This window comes from Pseudarthrobacter sp. SL88 (assembly GCF_026672455.1).
Taxonomy (GTDB): Bacteria; Actinomycetota; Actinomycetes; order Actinomycetales; family Micrococcaceae; genus Arthrobacter.
In genome coordinates this window covers 2,860,209-2,877,427 of sequence record NZ_JAPPRD010000001.1, presented here as the reverse complement: position 1 = coordinate 2,877,427, position 17,219 = coordinate 2,860,209, and the positions used below count along the sequence as shown (strand labels likewise).

The following is a 17,219-nucleotide window of genomic DNA, read 5'->3' as shown; positions in this document are numbered from 1 at the left end:
AACGAGAGCCGGAAAAGAGGAAGGCAGAATGCCTGAGTTGTTGAGGGATGTCTTTGAGATTTCCGAGCGCGCCGGAAGCGAAGACTACGTCCTTCGGCTGACCGACAGCGTTTCCGGCGAAGGTGCCAAACATGCTGTCGAAGACTACGTGGTCACCCCCGCGATTGCTGACGCCTTCGATGCCGCGCTCGGACTCGTCTCTAACGCGCTCAGCACGGGATTCAACCGGGGCGCATTTCTTGCAGGGTCTTTTGGTTCCGGTAAGTCGCACTTCATGGCCGTCCTCCACGCACTCCTCCAGCACAATCCGAATGCACGCTCGCTCCCTGAGCTGCAATCCGTCGTCGCGCGTCATGATCCGACGCTGGAGAACAAGAAGATTCTGCCGCTGGCATTCCACTTCCTTGACGCGGATTCGATGGAGCAGGAGCTCTTTGATAGCTACATCAAACAGATCAAGGTTCTCCACCCGGAGGCACCCCTCCCTGCCTTCTTCCCTTCAGATGCTCTCTTGCGCGACGCCGAGGGCCTGAGAGAGCGGCTGGGAGATGACGCGTTCTTTGCTGGCCTTGGGTCCGAAGCCGGCGACGATGAGTGGGCAGGACTCCTTGGGTCCAGCTCCTGGGACCGTGGCCGCTATGACGGAGCCCGGGCAGCGGCACCCCAGAGCGCGGAGCGCCAGGAACTAGTGAGCGCACTCGTGGACAGTTACTTCAAGTCCTACGCACGCCATGCCGAGTACGTGGACCTGGATACCGGACTTGAGGCGATGTCCAACCACGCCAAGTCGCTGGGATACGACGCCGTCGTCCTGTTCCTCGACGAACTCGTTCTCTGGCTCGCCTTCGCAATGCAGACCCCCGAGTTCTTCCGCCGTGAATCGCAGAAACTAACGAAACTCGTCGAAGGTGAATATGAAAGGCTTGCGGCACCACTCATTTCCGTCGTTGCACGCCAAATGGACCTCCGCCGGTGGTTTGCGGACTCGGGTGCCAGCGGTAGCGAACAGGAAGCGCTGGACCGAGCCTTCCGCCACCAGGAAGGGCGATTTTCGTCCATCGTCCTGGGTGACGACAACCTGCCGTATGTAGCCAGCAGACGACTTCTCAAGCCGAAGAACGATGCAGCACGCCACGCCATCGAGGACGCGTTCTCCGGACTTGATCGTGCGCCTGCCGTCTGGGATGTGCTTCTGGACGGGGTCAATGCTGATGATCAACACCGCGGATCTGACGAGGCCGCCTTCCGGATGACCTACCCGTTCTCCCCCGCGCTGGTCTCCACCCTGCGCTCCCTGTCCAGCGTCATGCAAAGGGACAGGACCGCGTTGAAAGTCATGCAGCAGATGCTGGTTGACCGTCGCGATGCGCTGACCATTGATGACGTTATCCCGGTGGGTGACGCCTTCGATTACATTGTCCAGGGCAAAGGTGACGCTGTCCTCGACCCGCAGGCTGCCGCCCTGTTCCGTTCGGCGACGCAGCTCTATCAGGAGAAGCTCCGTCCCCTCATCCTGCGGGTTCATGGCTTGGCGCAGACGGATCTGGATCAACCGGACCGCATCACCAGCGGCTATCTTGCCGACGACCGGCTGGCCAAGACTCTGTTGCTTTCCGCCGTTGCGCCCAAGGTCCCGGCGCTGAAAGGACTCACTGCTGCACGCCTAGCGTCGTTGAATCACGGTTCAATCGTCTCCCCACTCCGGGGCGGTGAGGCAGGAGTTGTGTTGTCCAAGGTTCGCGACTGGGCACGCCACATTCCTGAAATCCACGTGGATGCGGATCCTCGCAATCCAGTCATTCGGGTCCAACTTTCGGATGTGGACTACGAATCCATCGTGGAGCGTGCCAAGGGAGAAGATAACGCGGGCAGGCAGCGCGAGCTGCTGCGTGCCTTGGTCACGGAGAGCCTGGGAATTGATCTTGGTTCACCGGATATCAGCGGCGCAAACCGTCACAGCGTCATCTGGCGTGGCTCCAAGCGCGAGATTGAAATCGTCTTCGGGAATGTCCGTGATGCGGGGGACATCACGGAGGACCGGCTTCAGGCAGGCGCAGGCGCTTGGCGCTTCGTCATCGACCACCCGTTTGATGAATCCGGGCACTCGTTGGCGGAGGACATCCAGCGCATCGATTCGCTCCGGTCCCGAAATTTCACCTCGCGGACGGTGCTGTGGTTGCCACGCTTCCTCTCCGGAGACCGTATGAAGGATTTGCGCCGACTGGTCATCCTTGACTGGCTGCTCGGTGGCAGCGGTGACCGGTGGGCTAGCCACGCGGACCACCTGGGAGAGGTGGACCGCGCCCAGGCACGCAATATTCTGGAAGCGCAGCATAGCTCGCTACGTGACAGCCTGCTTCGAGTCATCCAGCAGGCGTACGGTGCAGCGTCTGCGGAGCCAGGGGCATTGCTGGACGACGGCGGCACGGGCCAGGTTCTGTGGTCCCTTGACCCTGGCTTCGATCCTGCTCCGCCGGTGGGCGCGAGCTTGGCATCCGCTTTTCAACAGTTCGTAGCGAAGGCCTTCGATGCGACCTATCCAGGGCACCCCAAGTTCGAACCGGCCGACGCCGAAGTCCGCCAACCTGAGCTGAAGGCCGTTGTCGCACATCTCGAACGTGCTGCAGGTGACCCTGAGCATCGCGTCCAGCTCGAAGGCGACGCGCGGAGTATCCGACGCGTGGCCAACGCGCTCCGCGTCGGCGAAGCCACTGAGACCCATTTCCTGTTCGGCGATGACCGTTTCGGCGACTGGGGCCCGACGCTGGTACGCGGTCTGTCCCGCAACGGCGTGGATGAAGACGGCCCCGTAACTGTGGCGCAGCTGCGCGCCGTCATCGATGCCGTGGAACCATCCCAAGGACTGCGACCGGAAGTTGCTGACCTGGTGATTCTGGGGTGGGGGCTACTCCGCCAGCGTGCCTGGTTCAACTTCGGCGCACCACAGGCCGGGCTGCCGGTGCCTGGAACACTGCAGCCGGGGATGGAGCTGCGACCTCAGCCGATGCCGACGGCTGAGGAGTGGAACAAGGCGCGAAAGCGTGCGGCCACGATCTTTGGTGTTGCCGACCGTCCCTACCTGACGCCGTCGGCGGTTGCTGCTCTGTCCGGCGACGTCCAGGAACGCGCTAAGGCACTGTACGAACCCTCACAGACGTTGGTCTCAGGACTCGAGGACGCCTACTCCAGGCTCGGAATCTCAAACGGAGACCGCCTCGAGATGGCACGCCGCACCTCCGTACTGGTCGGCGTGCTGCGAGACCAAAGCGGCGTCGTCCTTATCAGTCACCTGGCTGGCCTCGAGCTGCCAGGTCAAGACGAAGAGGCCGCCAAATCCCTGTCATCGGCAAGTCTTGTTGCCCAAGGACTCCGGGACTTCCAATGGGAGCGACTCGGGCCGGTGAGACAGGGCAGCGTAGGTGTGGACCAGCGGTCAGCTCGGGCGCGCCTCATCCTCGACGACCTTCGCGGGGCATTGCAGGCGAACGAACAGTCGGACCGGGCTACTGCCGCACTTGAGAAGGCTGACAGAGAAGGTTTTGCTTGGGTAGCAGGAGCAGTGAGACCACCAGGTCCAGGTGCGGGCGGTACGGGAAGCTCGAACGGAGGGACGGGCGGCGGAGCTGGCCAGTGGCGGCAGACAGTTCTCGAGCCTGGTGATGCTTTGAGCCTGTTGGAGGTTGAACTAGAGAAAATTCTCTCGTCCGGCGTCAAGTCCGTTGAGGTTCAGTGGAGAGTGATCGAATGATTGGACTGGCGCCCGCGCCTGTTTCCGTTACCCCGGCCGCAATTCAAGCGATGGTTGCTAAGGCCAGGGGGACGGATGGGCGACGCAAGGGCGGCATCATTGGCATTCGTGCGCTTCCTGATCCGGACGCTGCCGCGACGCTCGCGGACAAGGGGCAGCGAATCGACGTGGTGCCGTGCGTTTCCTCACTGGCGGTTCGGGACGCATTGCATCAGCAACGTGACGCAGAGTGGTTGGTGATTCTCACCGACCGGACCGAGTCCGATCTCGGTCCAGGAATCCTTTCGCATTTCGTCTGGCAGCAGCTACGCAACCCCGATCCCTGGGATGCGGTACGGCAGAGGTTCGCAGCCGTTTCACTGGACCGCGCACTGCTTCGTGAAGGGAATCGTGGGGAGATTGCCTACGGGCTTCTTAGGACGGCACCCGAGGACGGATGGCCGCCTGCGCCGGCCGGCGTACTTTCCCGCGACCACGCGCTCGGCTCTGTGGCGAGTAGGCAGCTTGGTCTGCCGTTTCACGGGATCGATGCCTTTGCGGTGCTCTCCTGGACGTCCGGCTTTGGGGCGGCGGCAACGATCGGCGACCTTCGTCGTGATGCGGGCGATGCCTTGGCCGATGCGGTCCTCCACTGGCTCGCTGCGCGGCTCGGCGACGGCGAACGCCCCATGTTGCGCCTATTGACAAGCGGACAACCAGACCACGTGTTGCCGCTCGGTGTCGTCCTCCATGTGTTGACGTCTGCGAAGGCAACCGGAGCGGGCGAGCGACGGACACAGGCAGAACTCGCCCTGGCGCGACTGGAACACCGTTGGGCAGGCGAGTCCATCACCGGCGCTGAACTCCAGGCCTTCGGAGCCATGTGCATCGGCGTGGTTAGGGACATGCTGGCGCGTCCGGAGAGCTGGCGCACAGGTCAGACGGCACTTGCGGCGGCTGACCGCGTGTTGAAGGACGTCAACGCCCAGCCATTCGCAAACGAGTCTTATCTGCTGCCGTCCTCCCTTAACCAGGCATACCGTGATCTTAGCTGCGCCCTCGGCGGGACTATCCAGTCGGTAGAAGCTGTCTGGGAACTCGTCACCAAACACCCGCTGAGCGCCGTGGGGCTCGAGGACGCACAGGACTCCAGGCGGCAGCCGTTCCAGGCCGCGGTGCGGCTTGAGCGATGGCTGGCCGAGGATATTGCCAACGGCAATGATCTGGCCTCCTTGGCCCGGCGGCAAAGCCATACGGACGCTTGGGTTGATGCTGCGATCAACACAGCTGCACAAGGGATCGACGAACCGGAGCTGGCGCGCTCTATCGAATCAACGGTTTTCAGAGCCCAGCAGCGCAGAACCCTGCATGACCGGGAATTCGCGCAGAAGCTGGCCATCGCCACTTCTGCTGAGAGCCGCATCGAGGGCGCATCCAGGCTTGAGCCCGTCTGGCTGATCGAAGATATCCTGCCCAAAATGGTCGCCAAGCTCGCGAGGCAAAGCCCGACCCTGCTGCTTGTCCTCGACGGCATGAGCACAGGCGTCGCGACTCAGGTGATGGCCAGCGTCTTAGCTCGTCCGGACGGATGGGCCGAGATAGTCGCTAAGGGGACCAGCAGGCGAGCCTGCGGACTGGCAGTGCTCCCGACGATTACCGAGCACAGCCGCACGTCCCTCTTGACAGGAAGACTACTCTCGGGCGGCCAGTCGGAGGAACGGGCAGGGTTCGCCGCCGTCGCAAAATCAGCCGGCCTGAAGGGCTCGGTGCTCTTTCACAAGAAGCCGCTCGATTCCTCCCGTCCCGGACACCTACTCTCTGCCGATGTGGCATCGGCCATCGCCGACACGCAGGGGCTTCCCCTCGTCGGGTCCGTGCTGAATACTATCGACGACGCCTTGGATCGCAGCGATCCCGCCGGCACTTCCTGGACCGACGACGCAGTTCGTCACCTACGACCCCTCCTGTCCGCCGCCCTCGCGGCCGGCCGAACGGTGGTACTGACCGCCGACCACGGACACGTGGTGGAGCGTCGCGCCGGGACGCAGCGGAACTATGACGAAATCTCAAGCGCCCGGTCCCGCGCAGCATTCGGAACCCCTGGTGCAGACGAAATCGCCGTGAGCGGGCCACGAGTTCTGGACCACGGAGGAAAGGCTATCCTGGCGGTCGACGAAGGACTCAGGTACGGGCCTCTCAAGGCTGGATACCATGGGGGTGGATCACCGGCTGAAGTCGTCGTACCGCTGGCCGTCGTCGTTCCGGATGGAGTGGTGCCAGACGGGTGGGAACTGGCGCCACCCCAGGAACCGCTTTGGTGGTCGCTTTCGTCGGGCGCCACTCAACCCCGGCCCGCGCCGCTTCCGCCCAAAAGCAAGAAGGCCCGTGACGAAGGCCCGGACCTCTTTTCGGAGCTGGAAGGCTCTGAGAACGCGCCTACAGCCGGAAACAAGCCCGCCAACTTGGGGGCTCGCGTCGTGGCCACCTCGGGCTATAAGTCCCAAAGAAAAATTGCTGGGCGCGTGACGCTCCTCGATGGACAGATCGAAGCCTTCGTCGACGCTGCGGTTACTGCAGCAGGTTCACGGTTGCCCCTTCACGCTGCTGCGGTCGCCATTGGCGTTCCGATTCAGCGCATCTCTGGTGCTGTTGCACAGTTGCAGAAGCTGCTCAATGTGGAAGGCTACCCAGTTCTGCGGCTTGACGGGAATTCACTTGTCATCGACGAACCACTGCTCCGCGAGCAATTTGAGGTCGGGACGTGACGGCCGACGTTTCGCCTCGTCGCCGCAGGGAGGTAATTGACGCGCTCCGCCGCGGTACCGTACCTGCCAACGGCCTGGACCTGCTGGCCGTAGGCCTGGACCGATTCCACGTTGCACTGAGCGACGAGCTCAGCTCAGTGGCATCCGGAGGCGCCACGGTCAAGGCAGTACGAGGCGAATATGGCACAGGCAAGACGTTTTTCGCCCGATACCTGTCCGAGCTGGCATTGAAGAACGGCTTCGCCACGGCTGAAGTGCAAATCTCGGAAACGGAGACACCTCTCCACAAGCTCGAAACTGTCTATAGACGGATTACAGAATCGCTTCGGACTGCATCGGTTGCCCCCAGTGCATTCCGTTCCGTCCTGGATGCCTGGTTGTTCACACTGGAAGATGACGCTTTGGCGGCGGAGCCAGGCCTCGCTGACGCCGGTGCGGCCGCGCTCGAAGCGGCGACGGCCCGGCTGTTGGACGATCGGCTGGCCTCGGTAAGTGCCAAGACGCCTGCATTCGCGCAGGCGTTGCGCGGTTACCGTTCCGCTGTCGCCACGGGGGATGCCCCAGCCGCCGACGGGCTTGCCGCATGGCTTGGCGGCCAACCCCACGTCTCCTCAGCAGCAAAACGTATCGCGGGAGTCCGCGGTGACCTCGATCATTTCGGTGCACTTGGGTTCCTTCAGGGCTTGTTGCTTGTCCTGAGGGATGCCGGGCATCCAGGTCTGCTGGTCGTTTTGGACGAGGTCGAGACCCTGCAGCGGGTCCGGGGCGACGTGCGGGACAAAGCGCTAAATGCCCTGCGCCAGCTCATGGATGAAGTGGATTCTGGAAGGTTCCCCGGCTTGTACCTTGTCATGACCGGCACCCCTGCCTTCTTCGACGGGCCCTCCGGCGTACCGCGTCTGCCCCCGCTGGCACAGCGGCTAGCCACGGACTTTGCTACGGACGGTCGCTTCGACAACCCTCGTGCCGTCCAGATCAGGCTTACCGGCTTCAACCATGATTCCTTGGTCGACCTGGGCAAACGCGCGAGAAATTTATACGCGACAGGAAGTTCCTCTGGCGACCGCATCGGGGCTCTGGTGGACGACGCCTACCTCAAGGATCTGGCTTCTGCAGTCGCCGGCGGGCTGGGCGGAAGGGTCGGCATTGCCCCCAGGCTTTTCTTGAAGAAGCTGGTGGGTGACGTACTGGATCGCGTCGACCAGTTTGCTGACTTCGACCCGCGCCAGCACTACTCATTGACGTTGTCCCGCGAGGACATGAGTGACGTAGAGCAGAACGCGGGCAATCTCTCAGCCGGTGATATAGAGCTGGAACTCTAAGCTGGTATGAGCGGATTCGATCGGCTGAGTCCTGCAGTGCAGCATCACATTGTTAATTCCCTGGGCTGGCCGGCCCTTCGCCCGCTGCAGGATGAAGCTGTAGAACCTCTGCTAAGGGGTGATGACTCGCTGCTGCTCGCTCCCACAGCCGGCGGCAAGACCGAGGCAGCAATGTTCCCACTGCTATCTCGCATGTCCGTTGAGGAGTGGCGCGGCACATCGGTCCTTTACATTTGTCCGCTGCGGGCGCTGCTGAACAATTTGGAACCCAGGATTGCCACTTACGCGTCATGGCTGGGCCGCACGGCTTCGGTGAGACATGGAGACACGACGGCAGGCGTGAGGCGACGCCAGCTTTTGGAATCGCCAGATATCTTGCTAACCACCCCGGAGTCGCTCGAGTCCATGCTGGTTTCCACCAGCAGCGATCCAAAACGATTCTTTGCTGATCTCCGCGCCGTCGTCGTGGACGAGGTCCACGCATTCGCCGGCGATGACCGGGGCTGGCACCTTCTTGGTGTTCTCGAACGACTAACCAAATTGTCGGGCCAGCCGCTCCAGCGAATTGGTCTCTCCGCGACGGTTGGCAACGCGCCCGAATTGCTTCACTGGTTGCAGGGAGGCGGGGTAGGAAGACCGGCGATAGTGGTGTCTCCAGATACCAGCGCGGCAGCTGCCCCGCAGATGGACCTGGATTTCGTGGGAAGCACCTCGAACGCGGCGAAGATTGTCGCTGGACTTCACCGCGGTGAGAAGCGCTTAGTTTTTGCCGACTCTCGCCGAGTAGTCGAAGAGTTGGCATTGGGACTGCACGACAATGGAGTCGAGACTCATGTCTCCCATTCTTCGCTGTCGGTGGACACCCGGCGTCGCTCGGAGGCGGCCTTCGCCGTCGGGCGTGACTGCGTCATCGTCTCCACCTCAACGCTTGAGCTAGGTATTGACGTAGGGGACCTGGACCGGGTTATCCAGCTCGGCTCTCCTCGAACGGTGGCTTCCTTACTGCAGAGGCTCGGTAGAACCGGCCGACGCGCTGATACGACGCGAAATATGTTGTTCCTCGCAACAGAAGAGTCCGAGTTCCTACGAGCTTCCGGGTTGCTGTTGCTTTGGTCTGAGGGCTACGTCGAGCCTGTCGTGCCGCCGTTGTCGCCTCGGCACGTCGCCGCACAGCAAATACTCGGCGTCACTCTCCAAGAACGGCGCGTTGGTGAGCGCACGTGGCCGTCCTGGTTCGGAGGACTCGAACTGGCGACGCCAGGGGAGTGGCAGTCGATCCAGGAGTGGCTGCTCGACCAAGGCCACCTTGATTCGGACGGCGGAATGCTATTTGCAGGGCCTGAAGCCGAAAAACGATACGGCCGCATTCATTACAGGGACCTGATGGCTGTCTTTACTGCGGATCCTCAGGTCGCAATTCTTCATGGCAGGCAAGAGGTCGGGGCCGTGGACCCTATGTTGCTTCAACGGAAGGTGGACGGGCCGAGACTCATTACTTTAGGCGGCAGGCCCTGGGAAGTGACATACGTCGATTGGAAGCGCCGACGGGCCTACGTTGAGCCCTCGAGTCAGGGAGGGGTGGTCAAATGGGCCAGTATGCCGCAGCCGTACTCGTTTGCGCTCTCCGACGCGATCAGGCGCGTGCTCCTGGGCGCGGATCCCCAAGGAGTCCGAACAACGAAGAGGGCCGAGAACATGACGTCGGAACTCCGGGATGAGTACTCAAACAGGGTGGACCAGAACCGGACTGTCGTTGGAGCCGGCGGAGGAAGCCGAGTTCGATGGTGGACATGGGCTGGTGCAAGAGGTAACGCAGTTCTAACGGCCGCGCTTTCTTCCGTCCGCCCCGAGCTCTTCGAAACGACCACCGCCTACGATAACTGGCAGATTGCCCTGCGGGGTGACGCAACGGCGGGTGCTGTGGCATCCGCAGTGAGCGCGGCCAAAGCCGAATTCGGAGCGGACTTCCGCGGAGTGGTACCGAGTGTTGATGAGCGAGCCGTCAGACAGCTTAAGTTCTTCGAAATGCTGCCTCCGGAGCTCGCTATGCGAACAGTTGCAGAGCGCATGACCGACTACGAGGCTGCAGAGGCAGTCGCTTCTCGGGGCTTCCTTGACTTGAGCTAGAGCTTGTCGATCCAGGTGTCTTCTTCTCGGAGGTCCCAGGCTGACGCTCCTTCAGGCCGCGGTTTCGCTGCCGCATTTTCCTTAATACGCTTCAGAACGCGATGGGCTTCGGCGGCTGTCAGTTCGCGAAGCGAAGCCAACGGCCTCACGACGCAACTTTGAGCAATTTCTTGGCGACGTTCCTGGCTATCGATCCCGGCGGTGGTGAATGCCTGGCGGATGGCGAGAACCTGGTCGTCTCGAATGGGAAGCTCCGGCGGAGTCAAGCTTTGAGTCGGTTCGTCGTCCGGGCCGAGGTTGAAAAGTACGTCATTCACAACGATGAGGATACCGTTACGTGCCGCGGGTAGGCGGCTCGGGGTGGGGTGCGGCCTGAGCCGCAGCCGTCCCTGAGAACCCGGATGATTGTAAATAAACCCTTGCGGTGAACGGGACGTTCCACTGCTCTTCCAATGAATACCCGCCCGCTGAGACCGGTGCGGCCGTATCTGGACCCCGGAGCGCATCATCTGCGCCTGAGTATGCAATGAAAGAGCCGCAGCTGGAAATGAACTGCTCCCCGAGTGTGAGCTGATTTTTTAGCCCAACTTTCGGAGAGCAGCTCGAGGTCGGCACCGACTCTTTCTGCCATGGGGCAGCGATTACGTTGACATCAAGCGTGTGGCGCGCTCAAGAGCTCAGTTCGCCCGCCTCGACGAGCTCCATTTGTTCAGCAACGAGAGCCGACCGAGCCTTCTCGGTGGTCAATTCGCTAAACGATGGCCACCGGTTGACGGCCCATGCCGCGAGGGCTGCCGAGCGAGCCTCGATTGCGGAAGCATCCCACACCTCGTGGTGCATGTACACCTGCTTCGTCGAGGAAAAGACTGTCTCAGACTGCAGAAGTTGACGAGCCTCGCTCCAACTCTTGGAGTTCTTCGCTGAATTGGCTGGTCCGGAAAGCGGCACCAAATTCCCCCAGGTATCCAGTAAACGCTGATGATCTTCCACCGATACTGCGTTTATCCATTCACCCTTATGGGACTGCGGCATCAGATGATCGACGGTAATCGGGGGGAGCACGTCCATTACTTCCACTGTGGAAACTGCGCGTTCATACTCGCGCATCGCGTACGGAAGAACCTTGCGGGAGTACACCGGCCACGTCGTGATTGCTTCCTCGAGTTCCTCATCCGTTGGAAAGACAACTGTTCGGGACGTAATTTCCTTCCGGACCTTAACCGGGTCCGCACCAGCGGATTCCCACATGCCTTTGAATATGGCGTGGAGACCAGTGGGTTCGATGCCCCTGAAGCCTCGTCGGACCAAGAATGATTCAATTATCCTCAGGCAAATCTGCGCGTCGCTAATGTCCACTTGTTCGACGGACTGGGCCGTCAGCAACTGCATGACATACGGGTATACGGAGGTGGGGCAATTCAGTTGTACGAGCCGGGCTACGTAGGGGGATACTTCAGGATCAATCTTTTCAAGCTGGCCTGATGCAATGGCGTTGTAGGAAACGACATGTTTTTTCAGCTCCTCCATGATCTTCTTCAGCTGCTGCTCCGGGGACAAGTCAAGATCTTTGAAGCTCTTGTTCCACTGTCGGGTGAGCATGGTGAACGTAGCAGCTTTGGTAACTTTGCTGTCCACCGTCAATGCGAACGGATAGAAATATCCGCTGAGAGCATCGCTAGATTCTCCAAATGCTTGCTCGAATGGCAACCACTCCTGAGTGTGCAGTTGGAGGGCCTGCTTTGGATCATCGCTGAGACGCTTCAGGACTTCGTTTCTCACCAGATCTACGATCCCAAGCCGGACACCCTCCTTGTTCAGCCGATCGAAGACTTCATTGGGGTCGTGCTCGTCTCCAAGCAGAATTTCCACGAATTCCAGTCGATCGAGGATCGTTTCCATTAGGTGTATTAAGCCTTGGACGACTGATGCCTTCTTATCCTCAACATCGTCCTCAGGCTGGGTGCGGCTCGAAATCTTCTGCTTTATCAGGGAATACGCCTTAGTCATCGTGCCCTGATCCGGTCCGACTTCCTTTGTTCCGTCCACGTCAAGAGAGAAGATGGAGCCGAAAGCACTACGCAGAATCTCGTTGAATTGGCGCGTATCGACCAATGTTGGGGCAAGTTTGGGCTGATTCTTTGTGTTCGCTTTACGACTTACCACATAGGTTTCGTAAAGGTCCTTTGCAAGCTCCAGGCCAGCAGGGCCCTGCCCTGCTGCGCGCTCAGCCAGCGCAATGACCGAGAGGATCAATGTTGTCATTCGTTGCTGGCCATCGATGACCAGGTACTTACCAGCGCTAGTAGCAGAGGAGTTTTCAACATCGGCGAAGACGAGAGCACCAAGGAATCGGCGGTCGGATGAGCCATCGAGAATTGTATCGATATCGTCCCAAAGCTGGTCGATTTCGGGCTTCTTCCAGACGTACTTCCGTTGAAAAAGCGGACACAGCAGCTGCACGTCATCCTTTAGACGATCCTGCAACGTGACTGGGTCAGCGGAAAGATTGCGATCTTTTGCCACAGTTGGACTCCTGCGTAGTTACCAGTAGAACCACAAGTTCGTGATTGCCCCTTGAGGGCCTATCCAACCCCCGTGATTACCATAGGCCCGGCGTCATCCCAATCGGAGGTACTTGAGCGTGTCGCAGAATTGTATGGCCGTAATAATAGGCGGCTAGCTTCCTCCTGCGATCCGCGCGGCGTGCCGCCTCAAGCACGAGAGCATTACGAGCGACGTCATGGCCGGACACCGACCACCATAACGCAACGCCACGCTCACCAAGTCCAGCCGGAACATCCATCGAGAGCCTCCTCGAGTCCTAGCATGTGGTGAGATTTGGGGGTGATTCACAACAAAAACAATGCTGGGCGGTGGTTCGCGCTTCTAGCGGCATCAGTCTTTGTTCTAGGCCTGGGAACCGTTATTGGATATATGGGATTCAGGGTCGACTCTGGCGCTCTCGGAAACTTCTTTGGTGTAACACCTCACCAATGGGGCGTGTTGCTATCAGGACTCTTCGGCTCGTTGGCCGGCGGTGCTGTAGCTGTCTGGGTCCTGGGCCGCACGTTGGAACATCAAGAAGCGACCCATCAACGCCAACTGGACCATTCCCAACAGCTTCATTACGGCCAGCTGGCGGCGCAGAAAGCCGAGGCAGCCCGGCAGCGAGCCAGTGCAGCCGCCGCCGCTGTCATGTCCGGACTTTGGCTCATGAACCGCGGCGCTGAAGACTCCTTATCGAAGTTCAAGAATCAGGTCGATTCAATCCTGGTTGGCATCAATGGTCTTTATCTGGAGTCAGAACACAAGCGCCTTGCCGCAGCGCTTCTGGATTTCATCGCGGAGTTCGACGATACAACCGAAGAGATACTTGCCGATGCGAACATTCGCCTGAAATTGGAGAGAGTGACCGGAACGGTCAATGGAGCAGTTGCTGCCTGGTTTCAGCAGGACAACATCGAAACTCACGAATGGGCGCTACGGCGTATCACAGCTGCGAGAGAGGAGGCCACGACCCTAATTCCGGATAACGACGACAGATGACGCTTTCTTGCCTCGCAATGGACGGCACCCCTAGTCTGGCCTTCTTCTTGTCCGCAAGCACCTGCGCTTTTGTGCGCTGGTATTCCGACCAGGAGAGGAACTGGAAGCCTTCGCCCGCCGGCCTCCCAGAACCCCGCCTTGATAAGCAGTTGCTTGCCTCGCGGCCAGGACTCCACGAATCAGAGCGGCACAGCGCCATACGTGAGGTAGTCCGTGCAGTAGGTTCCGACGAGCAGCCAGAGCCCCATGGCGTCGAGCCCGGCCAAGCGTGACTTCGTGTGGGAGTGCATCTTGTCGTCGGCGTTGAACCACGCCATGGAGTGTGTCCTTTCGCGGGCAGGCCGCGACCTGCCCGCATATATGATCCGGGGATGAATATCGTTTGTGGTGACGCGCTGGGTATCTCTTGCGGTACCTGGATCGCCTTCTGGAATGGAGCCGTTGGCGCGTTCGTCGCGGCTGTAATCGGTGGCGGAGTCGCTCTTATCGTGGTTCGACTCACGAACGCACAGCAGCGGCGAGGAGTCGAACGAACTGTCGAAATTGCGGCGGTCTCCGACATCGTTGCCGCTATCGAGGAACTGGAGTGGGTCGTTTACGTTCACGTTCAACCGGGCAAGCCTTTCGACCCCCGCCCATACCTGGTTCCCATGAGGGCAGCCATCACAAGATATTGGATGTCCAGTCGCGACGCTGAGGTTGTCGGCGAGATTATCTTGACTTGGCCAATAAAGCTGGGGCGCTTGATCGCCAGCTACCAGACTGCTGTCAAAAGGGAAGAGCCGTACGCGAGTGACATCCTGCGAAGTATCAGTGACCTGAGCACTATCGCAATGATCGCCTTACCTAAGTTCTCGTCGACCAGACTTGGCCACAGATCTGACGCATTGGCATCCATAAAGCAGGCGCACCGGCACCTAGTTACTGATGTCGAGCGTTTCGAGATCATGGTGGACGGCAAAGTACAAACTCCTCAGGCTAAGTAGGCGCTGCGGGCCGTCACGCAGCTTGCAGTGTCTCGGCCATGCAGGCCACGAGGTCATGTGCGGGATGCTCCGGCTTCGGCGAACGTTTCTTCACGGCAAATGACATGGCGCGGGCTGACATATGATGCGAAAGCACAAGCGGATTTTGCGCCGCACTCTATTCAACATTTGGGGGTCCCATGTCTCATAATTCCAGCGCGCCTGCACCTGTACGCTTACGGCCAGCCAACCTATCGGAGTGGACGCCATTGATCTCGGTTGCATTGGTCCTAGTTGGCCTTGCTGCGGAGCTTGCTATTGAGGGGCTGAATGGGGCCCACCCCTTCTTATTCGCTGTCATAGCGGTCATCGGAATCTTAGGAGCGGGGTTGCAAAAGCGACGCGTGCGGGGGTGGTGGTGGATTCCTATCTTGGTGCTCATAATTCCCCTGCTTATGGCAACTGTATTTGGCGCCCAGCTTGCAATCCTTGGCGTCGAAAGCTTCGAACCGACCGAGTATTGGAAGGTCATTGCCGCAACAATTGTCGCGATGGTCGGTTTTGTGGTTGCCAAAGTTACCGACCGCCCGTCCACCCCGTAGTCGGTCCTGACCATGCATATGAAGTTGATGTAAATGCCGCTGGCCTTTTGGCGCAGGTGATTCCAGCCTTGCTGATTTTGGTGGCTCTTCGCGGTTCGTGGGGAAATGGATCCCTGGAATGAGCGTCATGCCGCCGTCCGGACGGCACTTCTCAAGAGAATAACCGATTTGTAATTGGCGGCGTTGCGGTACCCGCGGGCGGTTCGCTTGATGTTCTTGATTGCCGTGTTGTTTGCCTCGACTTTTCCGGTTGTGGCGCCGGTGATGATCAGCACTTCGATCTCTTTCCACCACCTGCAGACGGTGCGGTAGAGCCTGTTCGTCTCCGGCCGTGCGGCTGCCTTCACCAGTTCCACGAGTATCTCCTTCGCTGCTGCGGCGTCTTCCAAAGAGCCGGTGCGCAACAGGGCCCGGAGCTGTTCCTTGACCTTCCAGACGGCCTGGAGCGTGCCAGTTGGATCGTCCAGCGCGAACACTTCCTCGAGTCGGAGGGCGGCCCGGCAGGTGAGGGTGTCGCCGCCGCGCAGCAAGAGCATGCGGTGCGCCCAGGCCTTGTCGATGGCCCGGCCGCGGCGACCCTTGACCTGCTGAGAGAGGTTCTGCCGGGTCTCGGTCATGGCCTGGTTGGCAAGCGAGATGAGGTGGAAGTGATCGACGGCGACCGCGGTGCGGGGCAGCCACATCCGCAAGGCTTTGCGGAACGCCGCGGAGGGGTCGATTGCGACGACCTGCACGGCCAGGCGCCACTGCAGGGGCCGGGCGAACAGCCAGTCCCCGACACCCTTGTGGTCACGGCCGTCAACCACGCCAAGGACCTGCCCGGTGTCCAAGTCCACGATGGTTGTCATCCACGGCTCGAAGCGTGTCCACGTCTTCGTGGTCGGGTCTTGGAAGTAGCGCACGGACCGGAACCGGTGTTCATCAATGCCCAGCATCCGCGGGCTGAGCTTGTCCACGTCAGGCAGCTGCAGCAGACAGGCCTCATTCAGTGCCGCCCTGACCATCCACCAGGACACCGCGAACCCGGCGGCGGTCTCCGACACGGCCCGGCCGGAGCGGATGACCGCGTCCACGAGCTGGTCCCGCAACCGACTCGTCGAGCGGGCACGGCGCGGCACTTGCGGTGTCGATTCGAAGAACGAGAGCCGGTCGCACGCCGCTTCTTCGCAATACCAGCGGTACTTGGACCAGAGCACCTCCACCGGCCCGGCAACGGGAATATCGCGGAGTCGTTGAAGCCGGCGTTCCTTCCGCCGGGAGGCGATGACCCCACAGCTCGGGCAGCCCGGTAGCGCCTCAGTTTCGACGATGACCTGACGTCGGCCAGCGGACATGGTCGTGGAGATGACACGGTAGTCGGGCAGGTTGAAAAGGATGGTGGCAGCATCGGCTGCGGCCCCGGTAGGCTCGTTCAAGGCTCGTGGTCCTGTTCCAGGTTGAATGCTTAGACACACTCATCCCAACAGGGCCACGGGCCCCCTTGTCTTCAACGACACGAACTCATTTCCCCACCAACCGCGAAGAGCCATTTTGGTGGCACTTGAGGACCGCTTAAATCCACAGAAGATTGCGTCGAGACGATGGCGCGTATGGCTTCGCCAATCCCGCGAGGCGTCGGTCGTTGCTGGAGTCTTCTCGCTTTCCCTTTGCATCTGGGTTGTCCTGACGAAGACGCCGAGCGACTTCACAACTTGGGTTGTAATCGTTAGCACGCTTCTGATCCTTGTTCACTTGTTTGTTCTTTTCGCCGGGATGTTCGGCAGGGAAGACGAAGCGTTCGAACAATCGGTCGAAGCCAAGGGATAGCCACTACTCATGTTTCGAGAAGATTCTCGGCCATCTGGGCGACGACAGGGGGCGCCGGATGTGTAACGTGCTTCCATGTTCGGCCGACCGCGATCATCGTAATGCACGAACGAGAGACGCCGAGCTTGGCCGCGATGTCTTTGTGCCGCCAGCCGAGCTGGATGGCAGCTTTGACGCCGCGAACTTGGTCCTCGGTCATTTTGGATGCCGGCTTGTGTGAGCCTTTGCCCTGGCGGCCGCGGTCCGTCATGTCCTTGCCGTTCTCGGCATTCAGGTCAGGACGTAGGTGGGCAGGGATAACGCATGGAGGCGTATCGCATGAATGCAAGACCTGCCTGCCTTCAATGTCCATGCCAGCC

General features: G+C 60.4%; 13 protein-coding genes. 8 read left to right on the top strand and 5 right to left on the bottom strand.

Annotation, left to right across the window (positions count from 1 at the left end; translation table 11 throughout):
* The first annotated feature begins 28 nt into the window (after positions 1 to 28).
* The 4 genes from OVA06_RS12985 to OVA06_RS12970 are packed head-to-tail and all read left to right on the top strand — an operon-like array spanning position 29 to position 9,941.
* Positions 29 to 3,748 carry a DUF6079 family protein gene (locus OVA06_RS12985; protein WP_268158799.1) on the top strand — a complete coding sequence of 1,240 codons (3,720 nt, stop codon included), beginning with the start codon at positions 29 to 31 and terminating at the stop codon, positions 3,746 to 3,748.
* Positions 3,745 to 6,492 (top strand): BREX-2 system phosphatase PglZ, encoded by a 2,748-nt coding sequence (gene pglZ, locus OVA06_RS12980; RefSeq protein ID WP_268158797.1) that lies wholly within the window; start codon positions 3,745 to 3,747, stop codon positions 6,490 to 6,492. The genes OVA06_RS12985 and pglZ overlap by 4 nt, the downstream gene beginning before the upstream one ends.
* Positions 6,489 to 7,814 (top strand): BREX system ATP-binding protein BrxD, encoded by a 1,326-nt coding sequence (gene brxD / locus OVA06_RS12975; RefSeq protein WP_268158795.1) that lies wholly within the window; start codon positions 6,489 to 6,491, stop codon positions 7,812 to 7,814. The genes pglZ and brxD overlap by 4 nt, the downstream gene beginning before the upstream one ends.
* A gap of 6 nt (positions 7,815 to 7,820) precedes the next feature.
* A complete protein-coding gene (locus tag OVA06_RS12970) occupies positions 7,821 to 9,941 on the top strand; it encodes a DEAD/DEAH box helicase (RefSeq protein WP_268158793.1) in 2,121 nt (706 codons plus the stop codon).
* Here OVA06_RS12970 and OVA06_RS12965 read toward each other — a convergent pair.
* Entirely contained in the window at positions 9,938 to 10,258 is a 321-nt protein-coding gene (locus OVA06_RS12965; protein ID WP_268158791.1) for a hypothetical protein, read from the bottom strand. The genes OVA06_RS12970 and OVA06_RS12965 overlap by 4 nt on opposite strands.
* A gap of 352 nt (positions 10,259 to 10,610) precedes the next feature.
* On the bottom strand, positions 10,611 to 12,464 hold the full coding sequence (locus OVA06_RS12960; protein WP_268158789.1) for a DUF262 domain-containing protein: 1,854 nt from the start codon (positions 12,462 to 12,464) through the stop codon (positions 10,611 to 10,613).
* Positions 12,465 to 12,785: 321 nt separating this feature from the next.
* Between OVA06_RS12960 and OVA06_RS12955 the strand changes: the two genes are divergently transcribed.
* Complete coding sequence (locus tag OVA06_RS12955; RefSeq protein WP_268158787.1) at positions 12,786 to 13,487, top strand: hypothetical protein; 702 nt, start codon at positions 12,786 to 12,788, stop codon at positions 13,485 to 13,487.
* Between the two features lie 179 nt (positions 13,488 to 13,666).
* Here OVA06_RS12955 and OVA06_RS12950 read toward each other — a convergent pair whose 3' ends face one another.
* Entirely contained in the window at positions 13,667 to 13,804 is a 138-nt protein-coding gene (locus OVA06_RS12950; RefSeq protein ID WP_268158785.1) for a hypothetical protein, read from the bottom strand.
* A 54-nt stretch (positions 13,805 to 13,858) separates the two neighbouring features.
* On the opposite strand from OVA06_RS12950, the gene OVA06_RS12945 reads away from it, so the two are divergent.
* Both OVA06_RS12945 and OVA06_RS12940 read left to right on the top strand, forming a co-directional pair.
* Positions 13,859 to 14,473, top strand: a complete 615-nt coding sequence (locus OVA06_RS12945; protein WP_268158783.1) for a hypothetical protein — start codon at positions 13,859 to 13,861, stop codon at positions 14,471 to 14,473.
* A gap of 434 nt (positions 14,474 to 14,907) precedes the next feature.
* Entirely contained in the window at positions 14,908 to 15,054 is a 147-nt protein-coding gene (locus OVA06_RS12940; RefSeq protein ID WP_268158781.1) for a hypothetical protein, read from the top strand.
* A gap of 125 nt (positions 15,055 to 15,179) precedes the next feature.
* Here the strand turns inward: OVA06_RS12940 and OVA06_RS12935 are convergent, their stop codons facing one another.
* Complete coding sequence (locus tag OVA06_RS12935; protein WP_268156385.1) at positions 15,180 to 16,469, bottom strand: ISL3 family transposase; 1,290 nt, start codon at positions 16,467 to 16,469, stop codon at positions 15,180 to 15,182.
* Between the two features lie 118 nt (positions 16,470 to 16,587).
* Between OVA06_RS12935 and OVA06_RS12930 the strand changes: the two genes are divergently transcribed.
* Entirely contained in the window at positions 16,588 to 16,860 is a 273-nt protein-coding gene (locus OVA06_RS12930) for a hypothetical protein (protein WP_268158778.1), read from the top strand.
* A 7-nt stretch (positions 16,861 to 16,867) separates the two neighbouring features.
* On the opposite strand, the gene OVA06_RS12925 is transcribed toward OVA06_RS12930, so the two are convergent.
* Positions 16,868 to 17,212 carry a hypothetical protein gene (locus tag OVA06_RS12925; protein WP_268158776.1) on the bottom strand — a complete coding sequence of 115 codons (345 nt, stop codon included), beginning with the start codon at positions 17,210 to 17,212 and terminating at the stop codon, positions 16,868 to 16,870.
* Positions 17,213 to 17,219 lie beyond the last annotated feature (7 nt).

What these genes read in the sequence shown, in the direction of transcription:
- OVA06_RS12985 (WP_268158799.1), top strand. Translation starts at nt 29, where the DNA reads ATGCCTGAGTTGTTGAGGGATGTCTTTGAGATTTCCGAGCGCGCCGGA.
- OVA06_RS12970 (WP_268158793.1), top strand. Translation starts at nt 7,821, where the DNA reads ATGAGCGGATTCGATCGGCTGAGTCCTGCAGTGCAGCATCACATTGTT.
- pglZ (WP_268158797.1), top strand. Translation starts at nt 3,745, where the DNA reads ATGATTGGACTGGCGCCCGCGCCTGTTTCCGTTACCCCGGCCGCAATT.
- OVA06_RS12945 (WP_268158783.1), top strand. Translation starts at nt 13,859, where the DNA reads ATGAATATCGTTTGTGGTGACGCGCTGGGTATCTCTTGCGGTACCTGG.
- OVA06_RS12940 (WP_268158781.1), top strand. Translation starts at nt 14,908, where the DNA reads ATGGCAACTGTATTTGGCGCCCAGCTTGCAATCCTTGGCGTCGAAAGC.
- OVA06_RS12950 (WP_268158785.1), bottom strand. Translation starts at nt 13,804, where the DNA reads ATGGCGTGGTTCAACGCCGACGACAAGATGCACTCCCACACGAAGTCA.
- OVA06_RS12925 (WP_268158776.1), bottom strand. Translation starts at nt 17,212, where the DNA reads ATGGACATTGAAGGCAGGCAGGTCTTGCATTCATGCGATACGCCTCCA.